At 63.0% G+C, this 12,670-nt stretch carries 10 protein-coding genes; 4 read left to right on the top strand and 6 right to left on the bottom strand.

The genetic code is table 11. The features are described 5' to 3' along the window. The first annotated feature begins 317 nt into the window (after positions 1-317). Genes AAGQ88_RS16595 through AAGQ88_RS16585 form a run of 3 tightly spaced genes read left to right on the top strand, consistent with a single transcriptional unit; the run spans position 318 to position 3,209 of the window. Positions 318-1,118: a glucose 1-dehydrogenase gene (locus AAGQ88_RS16595; protein ID WP_342652979.1), complete on the top strand. Its 801-nt coding sequence runs from the start codon at positions 318-320 to the stop codon at positions 1,116-1,118. After that, positions 1,111-2,961, top strand: coding sequence for a glycoside hydrolase family 15 protein (locus tag AAGQ88_RS16590; protein ID WP_342652978.1), 1,851 nt, complete (start codon positions 1,111-1,113; stop codon positions 2,959-2,961). Before AAGQ88_RS16595 ends, AAGQ88_RS16590 begins: the two co-directional genes overlap by 8 nt. A gap of 38 nt (positions 2,962-2,999) precedes the next feature. Further along, complete coding sequence (locus tag AAGQ88_RS16585; protein WP_285424943.1) at positions 3,000-3,209, top strand: DUF2945 domain-containing protein; 210 nt, start codon at positions 3,000-3,002, stop codon at positions 3,207-3,209. Positions 3,210-3,239: 30 nt separating this feature from the next. Here AAGQ88_RS16585 and AAGQ88_RS16580 read toward each other — a convergent pair whose 3' ends face one another. The 5 genes from AAGQ88_RS16580 to AAGQ88_RS16560 are packed head-to-tail and all read right to left on the bottom strand — an operon-like array spanning position 3,240 to position 9,192. Beyond that, complete coding sequence (locus tag AAGQ88_RS16580; RefSeq protein WP_342652977.1) at positions 3,240-4,670, bottom strand: DUF2723 domain-containing protein; 1,431 nt, start codon at positions 4,668-4,670, stop codon at positions 3,240-3,242. 37 nt (positions 4,671-4,707) lie between these two features. Then, positions 4,708-5,679, bottom strand: a complete 972-nt coding sequence (locus AAGQ88_RS16575; protein WP_342652976.1) for a lysylphosphatidylglycerol synthase transmembrane domain-containing protein — start codon at positions 5,677-5,679, stop codon at positions 4,708-4,710. Next, the gene (locus AAGQ88_RS16570; protein ID WP_285424940.1) at positions 5,676-6,431 is read right to left on the bottom strand and encodes an SDR family oxidoreductase; all 756 of its coding nucleotides are present in this window, start codon (positions 6,429-6,431) and stop codon (positions 5,676-5,678) included. The genes AAGQ88_RS16575 and AAGQ88_RS16570 overlap by 4 nt, the downstream gene beginning before the upstream one ends. After that, positions 6,428-7,744 (bottom strand): FAD-binding oxidoreductase, encoded by a 1,317-nt coding sequence (locus AAGQ88_RS16565; RefSeq protein ID WP_342652975.1) that lies wholly within the window; start codon positions 7,742-7,744, stop codon positions 6,428-6,430. The genes AAGQ88_RS16570 and AAGQ88_RS16565 overlap by 4 nt, the downstream gene beginning before the upstream one ends. Then, entirely contained in the window at positions 7,741-9,192 is a 1,452-nt protein-coding gene (locus AAGQ88_RS16560; RefSeq protein WP_342652974.1) for a UbiA family prenyltransferase, read from the bottom strand. The genes AAGQ88_RS16565 and AAGQ88_RS16560 overlap by 4 nt, the downstream gene beginning before the upstream one ends. 349 nt (positions 9,193-9,541) lie before the next feature. Between AAGQ88_RS16560 and norR the strand changes: the two genes are divergently transcribed. Then, entirely contained in the window at positions 9,542-11,098 is a 1,557-nt protein-coding gene (norR, locus tag AAGQ88_RS16555) for a nitric oxide reductase transcriptional regulator NorR (RefSeq protein WP_285424937.1), read from the top strand. 71 nt (positions 11,099-11,169) lie between these two features. On the opposite strand, the gene AAGQ88_RS16550 is transcribed toward norR, so the two are convergent. Then, positions 11,170-12,606 (bottom strand): MFS transporter, encoded by a 1,437-nt coding sequence (locus tag AAGQ88_RS16550; protein WP_342652973.1) that lies wholly within the window; start codon positions 12,604-12,606, stop codon positions 11,170-11,172. Positions 12,607-12,670 lie beyond the last annotated feature (64 nt).

The following is a 12,670-nucleotide window of genomic DNA, read 5'->3' as shown; positions in this document are numbered from 1 at the left end:
CCGGTGGGAGGGCGCTAACGGTCTTCGACGCGCCCTTCGATCAACGGCGTGACACCCGACGCTTTCCCGGCTGAAGCCGGTCCTACGGGAAACTTGCAGTGTCTGTAGGACCGGCTTCAGCCGGGAAGGGGCCGGTGCAGGTCGTGCAGATGCAGTGGTTGAAAATCCGTCCTCGTCAGCACGCTGGCTCATGCCCCATTTCGCCTGCATCGCCTCGCCAGGGCGTAGACGCAGTCACGCTGCGTGCCGGGTTTTCTGAACTTCCGCCAAGCCCCGTCAGTCAGCATTGAAACGCTCACGATGAGGCTCGACATTCCATGCAGATTTCCTTGAAGGGCCAGGTCGCGCTGGTGACTGGCGCCAGTTCCGGGTTGGGCGCGGGGGCGGCCAGGGGGCTGGCGGCGTCCGGCGCGGCAGTGGTGGTCAACTATCACTCTCAGCCTGAACCGGCTGAAAAGCTGGCCGAAGAAATACGAGCCGCCGGTGGCCAGGCTGTTGCCATTGGCGCTGATGTGTCGGACGAGCGCGAGGTCGAGAAGCTGTTCGCCGAGACCCTCAAGGCGTTCGGGCGACTGGACATTCTGATTGCCAATTCCGGGCTGCAGAAGGACGCATCCATTGCCGAGATGAGCCTTGACGACTGGAACACCGTGATCAACGTGAACCTGACCGGCCAGTTTCTCTGTGCTCGCGCGGCGCTGCGTCAGTTCGCACAACAGGAAATCCGGCCGGAAATCTCCCGCGCGCTGGGCAAGATCATTCACATGAGTTCGGTGCATCAGGTCATTCCCTGGGCCGGGCATGTGAATTACGCGGCCTCCAAGGGCGGCGTCGATCTGCTGATGCGCAGCATCGCCCAGGAAGTCGGCGAGCAGCGTATCAGGGTCAACAGCATCGCGCCCGGGGCCATTCGTACGGCCATCAACACTCAGGCCACCAGCGGCGACGCCGAGAAGAAGCTGCTGGAATTGATCCCTTACGGGCGGGTGGGTGAAGCCGAGGACGTCGCCAACGCTGTCGTCTGGCTGGCATCCGATGCGTCCGACTATGTGCACGGCACCACGCTGTTCATCGACGGCGGCATGAGCCTGTACCCGGAGTTCCGTCACAATGGTTGAGCCCACCCAGCAACGCCCCGTCGACCTGCGCGACGAAGCGCAGAACGCCATCGAGAACCACGGCATCATCGGCGACATGCGCAGCGCCGCGTTGGTGGCCGATACGGGCAGCATCGATTTCTGCTGCTGGCCGGATTTCGACAGCCCGAGCATCTTCACCGCGCTGCTGGATTCGCCCAAGGCCGGGATTTTCCAGCTGTCGCCCATCCTCCCCGATGCCCGTCGGCAGCAGCTGTACCTGCCGGAAACCAACGTGCTGATGACCCGCTGGATTGCCAAGGATGCCGTGGTCGAAGTGACTGACCTCATGCCGATTGCATCGGAAGTCGACAGCCTGCCGCGGCTGGTACGGCGTATTCATGTGCGCCATGGCAACACGGCGGTGCGCATGTTTTGCCGGGTGCGACATGATTACAGCCGAGCTGATACGGTCGCGCGGATGGACGATCAGGACGTCCGGTTCGAAGCACCTGGGCAGCCGGCCTTGAGACTGTCTGCGACCACACCTTTGCAGGTCGACGATCACGCGGCGGTTGCTGATTTCGAAATGAAGCAAGGCGACATCGTCGAATTCATGCTCGGCGGCGCCGATGATGAGGCGGTCCAGGCTTCTCAATGCGACTGCGACCTCAAGAGCACCGTGAGCTATTGGCAGCACTGGAGTCGGCACTCCAATTACCGTGGCCGCTGGCGGGAAACGGTCAATCGCTCGGCACTGGCGCTGAAACTGCTGACCTCTCGCAAGCACGGCGGTATCGTGGCGGCGGCCACCTTCGGGCTGCCGGAAGAAGAGGGCGGCGGGCGCAACTGGGACTATCGCTACACCTGGATCCGCGATGCCTCGTTCACCGTTTATGCCTTCATGCGCCTGGGTTACACCGAAGAAGCCAACGGCTTCATGCATTGGGTGCGCGAGCGCATGGGCGACTGCTGCGAAGACGCCAACAAGCTTGGCATTCTGTACTCGCTGGACGGCCGCGAGGAATTGCCCGAAGAAGACCTCACGCATTTGTCCGGCTACGGCGGCGCAACGCCGGTGCGCATCGGCAACGAAGCGTACAAGCAGACACAACTGGACATCTACGGCGAACTGCTGGATGCGGTTTATCTGGCCAACAAATACGGGGAAGCGATTTCTCACGAAGGCTGGAAACACACCACGCGGCTGGTCAACGAGTTGTGCGAGAACTGGCGCAGCAAGGACGTCGGCATCTGGGAGATGCGCGGCGACGATCAGCATTTCCTGCATTCGCGTCTGATGTGCTGGGTCGCGCTGGACCGGGCGCTGCGACTTTCCCTCAAGCGTTCGCTGCCTGCGCCGTTCGAGCGCTGGGACAGGGAGCGTCAGGCGATTCACGATGATATCTGGGAGAATTTCTGGGATCACGATCTCGGGCATTTCGTCCAGCACAAGGGCAGCAAGAACCTCGATGCCTCGATGCTGCTGATGCCGTTGGTGAGGTTCGTCGGTGCCAGCGACCCCAAGTGGCTCCAGACCCTGGACGCCATCGAACGCACGCTGGTGCGCGACGGCATGGTGTTCCGCTATCGCAATGACGATGACTACGGTGACGGCCTGGAAGGGGAAGAGGGCGCGTTCGTCGCGTGCTCGTTCTGGTACGTCGAGTGCCTGGCCAGGGCCGGACGCGTGGCGCAGGCGCACCTGGAATTCGAGCAGTTGCTGCGCTACGCCAACCCGCTGGGGCTTTACGCTGAAGAGTTCGACGCACACGGCCACCACCTGGGCAACACGCCACAGGCGTTGAGTCATCTGGCTTTGATCAGCGCCGCGAGTTTTCTGGATCGCAAACTCGAAGGCAGCCAGACGCTCTGGCAGCCCTGAGCCCCTGAACCACAAGCCCTGAAGCAAGGAGATCTCACATGCCTCACGCTTTTAAAGTCGGCGACCACGTGCGCTGGAACTCGGACGTCGGCCACGTCGTCGGTAAAGTCACCAAGGTGCACACCCAGGATGTCGAATTCATGGGGCGCCATCGCCCCGCTTCCAAAGACGAGCCGCAATACGAAGTGAAGAGCGACAAGACCGGGCATTCGGCGCTGCACAAGGAAGCGGCGCTGGAGAAGGTCTAGCCCAAGCGCCGCGCGCCTCTGTCGCCGGTTTTATTTGGCCCTCAGCTCATACCCGACGGCCAGGGTTTCCAGGGTAAAGCGGTCGGCGATCATCCCGCAGTAACTGGTTCGCGCCAGGTACGCGCCCGGTCCGTTGAGGTAGGCATCGATGTTGGCCACTTCTTCGCACGACTCGAAATTCCTGCCTTTGAGCAGACCGCTGGCCTGTGCCGAGCGCAGGGCGCCGTTGGGCGTCCAGTCGGCGATGATCAGCGCGCCTTCCGGGGCGGATTTTTCGTAACTGCGCACGAACTGCTCGGCCGAGCGATCGCGCAAGTACGGCGCCATGAAGTAGTGGATGTCGTCGCGGAACGGCAGCGCTTCCTTGTGCGTGGGCAGCGTGACGATGCCGCTGGCGTAGATCGCGTACACCGCCAGAATCGTCACCGGCCCGCTGAGCGGCGCGGCATTGCTCAGACCGTCTGCGTTTCTGCGCTGCAGCCAGGCGTCCAGTTGCATCACCCCGATGATGCTCAGCAACACCGCGCCGGGCAGGAAAAACGTGAAGCGGTCGGTGACGTTGTACGACACCGCGAAGATGAAGTTCATCATCGCCGCGCACCAGAGCAGCCGCAGCTGCGGGCGCTTGGGGAACAGCAGCAGACCCACCAGTTGCGGCCCGATCAGCGACAGCATCAGCAGTGCCACGGAATTCTTCTCGTGCCACATATCATCGAAGCGGAACAGCGACCCCTGCCAGCTCTGTTCGGTGGTCTTGTCGGGAATGCCGATCAGGTAGCGATGGGCGATATCGATCAGCCCCAGACCGCTTTGCATCTCGTGTAGGATTCCCGGAATCGCCACGGCAAAGCCCAGCGCGAAGCCCGGAACGGCCATCAGGATTCGCGCCTTGTGCTGCCACAGCAGCTGCAGGTAGAGCGGGAACAGCACGATGAACGTCAGTTGATGGATGCCAGCCGCCAGGCCCGTCAGCACGCCGATGACGAACAGCGAAGGCAGCGCGCCCAAGCGTTGCCGGTCGCAGAAGTGCAGCATGTACGCCAGCGTTACCAGCAGCGTATGCAGCAGGTAGACCTCGGCCTTGGTGGAGACCCAGAACACGCAGTGACACAGCACGGCGGCAGCGACGGCCAGCAGCGCCTGCCGGGTGTTGGCGCCGACGCCTCTAGCCAGACGGAAGATCGCCCAGCCCAGCGGAATCAGCAGCAGCGAGTTCATCAGGCTCAGCACATAAGGGCCGAAGCCTGCGAAGAGCGCGGTGGTGACGAACAGGTAAAGCGGGTGATCCAGCGGCCCCAGGGTTTGGCTGAAATAGCGGCCTTCGGAGGCGTCGGCCAGGAACATGCCGTTGTCCATCCACTGAATCGGACCGCTGGATGCGAGAAAACTGGCGACGATCGCCCCGATCACCAACAGCGCGGGAATCAGTACCGACGCTCGATAACGCATGACTGCCACCATGACTTGCACTCCTTGTCCCTTTTTTACGTTGGAAGCGTTACTGAACCGGTTGGCCCTGAGGCGTTGCCTCGCCTTTGAGCTTGAGTAACATCACTGCGCCGATGGCCACGGCGAACCACAGCGTGGCCAGGCGGATCAATACGGTGGCGGCGACCGCATCGGCGCTGCTCATGCCTTTCCAGACCAGCAGGCCGACCATCACCGCTTCCGCGCCGCCGAGGCCGCCGGGCATGAAGCTCACCGCCCCCGCCAGCATCGCCAGCGCGTAGACGAACACCGCGAACGTCAGCGGAATGTCCGCGCCCATCCATTGCAGGATCCAGTCGAAGGCCAGCGCCTCGGCGCTCCAGGCGATGACGCTGAGCAGCGTCAGGCCCAGCATCAGGCGCAGTCGATGGCATTGCTGGGCGTGCATCAGTACCTGCAACAGATGGCGCAGCAGGCTGATCACTTTGCCGCCCTCGGTCGGCACCATCAGCGTCAGACGTTCCAGCAGACGACGCTGCGACAGCACCATCAGCCCGACGACCACCAGCGCCACGCCCACGACGATCATCGGCATCGCTTCGGGGTACAGCGAGAGGCCGAACAGGGTCAGCAGCACCACGGCGAACAGGTCCGACAGGCGCTCGCTGAAAAACGCCGCGAAACTCTGCGGATACGGCACGCCCCAGCGCTTGAGCAGCACGCCGCGCAGGGCTTCGCCGGCCTTGCCGGGCGTGGTGGTCAGGGCGAAGCCGGCCAGGTAGATATTCAGGCTCGGGCGCCACGGCATCGGATGGCCGAGCACCTTCAGGTACGCCTGCCAGCGCACGAAGCGCAGGCCGTAATTCACCGAGGACATGAACAGCGCGATGAGGATGCCGATCAGGCCGACCTCGCTCACGGCGGCCCCCACCGCCTGCCAGCCGCCCCACAGGGAAAAGCCCAGATAGCCGAGCGCCGACCCGACCACCGACAGCACCACCGCCCGGTAACGCCAGCCGGACAGATGCGGTGAGCCGTTCACAGGTTGAGCCTCTTGAAAACCGGCTGCGGGATCGAGCGGATGACCCACATGATCAGCGCCCAGAAGCCCGGCGCGTACAGTGTCGGCACTTTGTTGGCGATGCCTTTGACGATCCGCTGCGCGACCTGGGCCGGTTGCGCGAGCAACGCCGCCGGCAGCGACAGGCCTTGGGTCATCGGCGTATCGACGAAGCCCGGCTTGATGGTGGTGACGTGCACACCCACCTTGAACAGGCGCGCCTGCAGGCCCTCGCAATACGTGGAAACCGCCGCCTTGGCGCTGCCATAGAGGTAGTTCGACGGCCGGCCGCGATCGGCGGCCACCGACGAAATGATCGCCAGGCTGCCGCAACGCTGGGTTTCGAATTGCATGGCCAGACAGGTCAGCAGCGCGATCACCGAAGTGCAGTTATTGGCAAACTCGCGCAGCGCCAGGTTCACGTCCCGTTCGCAGGCCTTCTGATCGGGCAGGGTACCGTGGGCGATCAGGGCGATGTCGATCTGGCCCAGCGCGGTCAGGCAACGGCCGAGCATCAGCGGGTGGGCATCGATGTCGTTGGCGTCCATCTCATGCAAGGTCACGTTGCTCGCCCCACGCGCCTTGAGGTCGGCGGCGGTCTGCTGAAGTTTGTCGACATTGCGCGCCACCAGGAAAAAATCGCTGCCTTCACTGGCCCACAGACGGGCGCAGGCGCTGGCGATGGCCGACGTGGCACCGATGATCAGGACTTTCTTTACGGCTATCTGCTTCATAAGATCACACGGCTCCAGAAACGGGACATCAGGGACGGATCGCGCAGCGCTTCCAGTCGCTCCCAGGCGGGATACGCCTGACGAAAGTCGGCGCCGCTCATATGGGCATCCTTGGCCGGATACAAGCGGCCTCCCGCAGCCCGGACAATGTCGTCCAAGCGTGGAAACACGACGTTCTCCAGCTGTTCACTCTGCGGAAAGTCCAGTGCCAGCGAGGTGCCCGGCATCGGAAACGACAGCAAGCCCGGCGAGCGAAGGTCGCCACAGCGCTTGAGCACGGCCAGAAACGAGCCTTGTCCGGCGTCGGCGATGGCGCGCAGCAATTCAGCCATGGCCGGCTCCGCGCTGGCCTGTGGCACGACGCATTGGTACTGCTGAAAGCCGCGCCGGCCGTAGATGCGGTTCCAGTGCAGGACCCGGTCCAGCGGATAGAAAAACGGTTCGTAGGCGCTGCGGCCACGGGTGCGCTGGCTCGGGTGCACGCGCCAGTACAGGTTGTTGAAGGCGCTCAGGGACAGTTTGTTGATCAGCGAGACGGGCGGCGTCAGCGGCACGCTGAGTTTCTTGCGCTGGCCGACTTCCAGCGAGCCGTACTGCGCGTGGTCGCCGACGATGAACACGCCGCGTCCGGTGTCGGCGCCCTTGGCCAGGCAATCGATCCACGCCACGCTGTATTCGTGATGATCGTCGAGTTCGGCCGACAGGGCGAAAAACTCCGCCAGATTGGCGAAGCGCACGGTGCTGGTGTCGATCTGACTGGCGCGGATCGGCATCAGCTGAATCTGTGCCCAATGGATGATCCCGGTGAGCCCGAGGCCTCCGATGCTGGCGCTGAACAGCGGGGCATTGGTGCCGGGCGCGCAGGTCATCTGGGGCTCGCCGTGGCGCAACAGGCCGAAACTCAGCACGTGGCGGCCAAAGGTGCCGCGCACGTGGTGGTTCTTGCCATGCACGTCGTTGGCGATGGCGCCGCCCACCGTGGCGAATTGCGTGCCTGGCGTGACCGGCAGGAACCAGCCCTGCGGAATCGCGACGGCCAGCACTTCGGCCAGGGTGATGCCAGCCTCCACCTTGATCACCCCCGTGGCCCAGTCGGCCTCGATCAGGCGGTCCAGCGAACGCATGTGCAGCACCTGGTCGCTGGCGGCCAGGCAACTGTCGCCGTAACTGCGGCCGTTGCCGTAGGGCAGACTGCTGCGGTGGTCGCCAATCACGCGGTCAAGATGCTTCGGCAATTCGTCCAGCCACACGCAGCTGTGACCTCGCTGCGGACTGCGGGGAAACCGTCCCCAGGAATACAGCGGCGCACTCATGCGGCGATCCAGAACATCAGCAGGAAGGCGACGCCGATCAACTGGCTGGTGCGGTCGCGGATGGCGAACACCACCGGATCTTCATTCATCTGCCCACGATGGGTGAGCATCCACACCCGCGTCACCCAGAACAGCAGCAGCGGACACGCCAGCCAGATCACGTGCGGCGTCACGTAGAGCTCGGTGGTCTTGGCGTCCTGGATGTACAGCGCCAGGACCATCACCGCCAGATACCCCGATGACGCGCCAAGCGAGGCGATCATGTCCAGATCGCCGGGGTAATAGCCGCGACCGCGGGCGAAGGTATTGACCTCCCTGGCACGCGCATCGCGCAGTTCGGCATAGCGCTTGACCATCGCCAGGCTGAGGAAGATGAACATCGAAAATGCCAGGATCCAGAACGTCAGCGTCAGGTTGAAGGCGGCGACACCTGCGATGATCCGCGCGGTGTAGAGCATCGCCAGGACGATCACGTCCCAGGCCATCAGGCGCTTGAGCTTCAGCGAATACGCCAGCGTCAGGCCGTAATACGCGGCCATGACCGCCGCGAATTGCCAGGGCAGCAGCAACAGGGCGGCGCCGAAAGAGACGATCAGCAACGTCGGCACCAGCATCAGCCCGGCCTTGATCGACAGCCGGCCGCTGGCGAAGGGACGGTTGCATTTGCTCTTGTGGTGGCGGTCGTCGCACAGATCGAGCAGGTCGTTGAGCACGTAGACGCTGGAGGCGCACAGGCCGAAGCAGAGGAATGCAATGACGCCGTCGCTCATCAGCTCCAGTTGCGCCAGACGATGCGAAGCGAGGAGGGGAACGAAGATCAGCGCGTTTTTCAGCCACTGGTGCAAGCGCAATGCTTTGCGCCAGTCCCGAAGCGCCGGGGTGTTGGTGTGAAGGGTCGGCTCGACCTGGGTCATGGCCTCGACACGGGATTCGACGCCGGAATCGGGATTGACCACATACGCTTGACGCGACACTTTCCAGATCGGCAGGTCATCTTTGGAGTTGCCGATATAGTCGAATCCGCCCTCGCCAAAGTGGGCAACCAGCAAGTCGCGTTTATGCGGCCCGGACAAGTTTCGATTGGTATTGGAGGCCAGCACCAGATCAAATAACTGCAAGTGTTCGGCAATACGCTCGGCCAGACTGACATGGCTCGCGGTGGCCAGAACCACCATGCGTCCGCTGGCTTTTTCGCGCTGAATCATTTCGATGATCTGTGGGTCGTAAGGCAGGACGGACACATCGATTTCGGTATTCAGCGCCAGGCCTTCCTTCAACGCCGCCTTGCCTTTGAACAACCAGCCGAGCACCTTGAACGCTTTCAGCGGCTGGCTTCGGACAAAGGCCATTGCCGTTTCCATGAGCAGATCCGAACGCAACAAGGTACCGTCCAGATCGACAACCAAGGGTGGGAAAGTTTCAAGAACTCGTCCCTGAATTCTGGCCATAGCGAGTGCTCCTTTAGGGTCGAGCCGACTATAAACAAAATTGATTTTCAGCAACTTCATTTAAATTAAAGGGCCGTACAAACCCCGTCGAGCACTTGGCGCCAGAATAAAAAGACGGTTTAAGTCGTTCTCTCGATCAAAGTTGTTTCGATATTGAAACAGTGGGCTGCCAGTTAATTGGCGACCAACTAATGACTGCGTGAAAGTGTGCTGAATTCAGGGGTTTCCCTGCGAGGCAGGTATAGCGGGGCAAAAAAAACAGGGCAACAGGCTGTCGTTCACAGCGGCAATCGCAGTCATAATGACCGCGTTTTATTCACCCGTTCGCCTGTCCGCATCTGGAGTCTCGATGACCAATCCGCTTCTGCTGGCACTCATACCGCTGGTCGCCGACCTGTCTCGCGACTTGCCCGACCACGAGCGTTATCGCCGGCTGCTGCGTTCTCTGCGGCAATTGCTGCCGTGCGACGCAGTGGCGCTGCTCAAGCTCGAAGACGATGTGCTGGTGCCGCTGTCGGTCGAGGGCCTGAGCCCGGATACCCTGGGTCGGCGTTTCCGGCTGGGCGAGCATCCGCGGCTGGACATCATCGTGCAGAACCGCGAACCCACGCGTTTCTGTGCCGAAAGTGACCTCCCGGACCCTTACGACGGCCTGGTGGAAGGGGTGCACGGGGACCTGGAAGTGCATGACTGCCTGGGCTGCCCGCTCTATGTGCAGGACAAGCTCTGGGGGCTGATCACCCTCGACTCGCTCGATCCCGCCCGCTTCGGCAGCGTCGATCTGGATAACCTGCAGGCGTTTTCCAGCCTGGCAGCGGCGACCGTGATGGCCAGTGAGCGGATCAGCCAGCTCGCCCGCAACGTCGAGGACCAGCGCCAATTGGCCGAGGTCTACAAGCGGGCAGCCGGCGGGCGCGGCCCCCGCGAATTGATCGGGCAGAGCGCCGTGCACCGGCGTTTGCAGCAGGAGATCCAGCTGGTCGGCAACAGTCCGCTGACCGTCCTGATCACCGGTGAAACGGGCGTCGGCAAGGAGCTGGTTGCCGAAGCCATTCACCTGCAGTCACCCCGCGCGCAGAAACCCCTGATCAGCCTGAACTGCGCGGCGCTGCCGGAATTGCTGGTGGAAAGCGAACTGTTCGGCCACGTCAAAGGCGCGTTCTCCGGCGCGGTCAGTGGGCGCAGCGGTAAGTTCGAACTGGCCGACGGCGGCTCGATCTTCCTCGACGAAGTGGGCGAACTGCCGCTGCCGGTCCAGTCCAAGCTGTTGCGCGTTCTGCAGAGCGGCCAGTTGCAACGGGTTGGTTCCGATCAGGAACACCATGTGGACGTGCGCATCATCGCCGCCACCAACCGCGACCTGGCCGAAGAAGTGCGTGCCGGGCGTTTCCGCGCCGATCTCTACCATCGCCTGAGCGTTTATCCGCTGGTGGTGCCACCGCTGCGCGAACGCGGGCGTGATGTCCTGCTGCTGGCCGGGTATTTTCTTGAAGAGAACCGTGCACGCATGGGCCTGCGCAGCCTGCGCCTGAGCGCCGATGCGCAGAAAGTGCTGCTCGGTTACCCATGGCCGGGCAACGTTCGCGAGCTGGAACACCTGATCAGCCGCGCCGTGCTCAAGGCGCTTTCGGCGCACGCCGAGCGGCCGCGCATCCTTACCATCGAACCTCAGGCGCTCGGCCTGGACGAGTTGCCGACGTCTGGCGTGGTGACGCCCGAGGTGATCGGGCCTGCACCGGTGATCAAACCGGGAGAAGGGCTCAAAGAAACCGTCGACGCGTTTCAGACGGTGCTGATCAACGACGCACTGAACCGCCATCAGGGCAAATGGGCGCAGGTCGCCCGCGAGCTCAACGTCGACCGCGCCAACCTGAGCCGCCTTGCCCGTCGACTGGGGATTCGCTGAACGGCTGACGTCCGCTGTCTGGCTGGAGGGCGCCAGAGACCTGTGCCGTTCACAGGTCTCGGCGCGCCGCGTCAGCGATGGGCGATGTCTTCCAGTGCCAGGTTGCGGGTTCTCGGGCCGAACACGCCGATGGTGATCATCACGATCAGCATGCTGACGACAATGAACGTCAGTACGCCCGGCGTGCCGAAATGGTCCAGAAACAGTCCGATCAACAGGCTGCTGAACACGGTCGACAGGCGACTGAACGAATAGCAGAAGCCCACGGCACGGGCGCGGATGTTGGTCGGGAACAGCTCACTCTGATACGAGTGGTAGCTGAAGCTCAGCCAGGCGTTGCAGAACGTGATCATGACCCCGCAGAAAATCAGCCCTGCCGCCGTGCTCTGCTGCGCGAACAGCGTGCCGAAGATCATCGCGCCCAAGGCCGAGCCGACGATCTGCCATTTGTTCTCGAAACGGTTGGCGAACTTGACGAACAAAAGCGGGCCCAGCGGGTAGGCGAGGGTGATGATGAACGCATAGGCCAGGCTGTGCGTCACGCTGACGCCCTGGCCTGAGAGCAGCGCCGGCAGCCAGTTGCCGAAGCCGAAGAAGCCGATCGCCTGGAACACATGAAAGACGATCAGCATCAGCGCGCGACGTCGATAAGGCGGCTGCCAGATGTCGGCAAAACGGCCATTGCCTTCGACTGCGACGTTGTGGGTTTCCGGGGCGTCCAGCGCCTGCCCGTGGTCACGCAGGCAGCGCGCCTCCAGGTCATCCATGATCGTTTCGGCTTCGGCGAAGCGGCCCTGCTGGGCGAGCCAGCGCGGCGACTCCGGCAGGCGCGAGCGCAGCCACCAGATGAACAGCGCGAACACGGCACTGGCAAACACCACCCAGCGCCAGCCCGCGATCCCGAACGGGTCCTGCGGCACCAGCCACCACGACATCAGCGCCACCGACGGCACCGACAGAAACTGCACGAAGAAGGCAAACGCGAACGCCGAACTGCGCATGCGCTTGGGCACCAGCTCGGACAGGTAGGCGTCGATGGTCACCAACTCGATGCCCAGACCGATTCCCACCAGAAAGCGCATGCAGATGATGCCCAGCGGCGTCGTCTGCAGGCCCATGAGCACGGTCGCGACGGTGTACCAGATCAGCGCGAAGGTGAAGATCGCGCGGCGGCCGAAGCGGTCGGCGATCGGGCTGAGCAGGCTGGCCCCCAGAAACAGGCCGAGAAAGGTCGCCGAGGCGAACGCGGCCTGATCGGAGAAGCCGAATACGCCTTGCGCGCCGGTGGCAAACAGCCCGCTGCGGATCAGGCCGGGGCTGATGTAGGCGGTCTGGAACAGGTCGTACAGCTCGAAAAAGCCGCCGATGGACAACAACGCCACCAGCTTCCAGAGGGTCGCTACGGCGGGCAGCCGGTCGATGCGGGCGGAAATCTGCGCGGCGCGGATCGGGTCGATGCCGTCGGCGGTGGCGTCGGCGGTGTCTGAAACGTGAGTAGGGGAATGCATTATTGTTTTTCCGGATCCAGGGGACGACGCATGTTAGAGCGACAGAGATTCAAGACAAAACATT

The sequence above is a fragment of the Pseudomonas sp. F3-2 genome, assembly GCF_038804275.1.
Lineage (GTDB): Bacteria > Pseudomonadota > Gammaproteobacteria > Pseudomonadales > Pseudomonadaceae > Aquipseudomonas.
Note: the sequence above shows the minus strand (reverse complement) of the source record. Positions and strands in the feature narration are given on the sequence as shown.